Raw genomic sequence first — 333 nt, 5'->3', positions numbered from 1 at the left:
GATTGGGGTGAAGTCGTAACAAGGTAGCCGTATCGGAAGGTGCGGCTGGATCACCTCCTTTCTAAGGATTATAACGGAACGCTATTCTTCGGAATAGTAAGGACATACTTGGTTGTTTGGTTCAGTTTTGAGAGAGCAAATCTCTCAATTTTGATTTGTACCTTGAAAACTAAATAAGAGTAATCAACGACATCAATTTTTAAGAAATAAAGCAAGGCTAATAAATTAGTACTTTTATTTACTGTAACTTAGTTAAGTGAATAAGGGCGCACGGTGGATGCCTTGGCACTAGGAGCCGATGAAGGACGGGACTAACACCGATATGCTTCGGGG

General features: G+C 40.8%; 2 rRNA genes. Both read left to right on the top strand.

The features are described 5' to 3' along the window. Positions 1 to 61 (top strand): 16S ribosomal RNA (locus MN204_RS20425); the annotation flags it as partial. Between the two features lie 189 nt (positions 62 to 250). Continuing rightward, a 23S ribosomal RNA gene (locus MN204_RS20420) occupies positions 251 to 333 on the top strand; the annotation flags it as partial.

It is taken from the genome of Oceanobacillus saliphilus (genome assembly GCF_023522835.1).
Lineage (GTDB): Bacteria > Bacillota > Bacilli > Bacillales > Amphibacillaceae > Oceanobacillus > Oceanobacillus saliphilus.
Note: the sequence above shows the minus strand (reverse complement) of the source record. Positions and strands in the feature narration are given on the sequence as shown.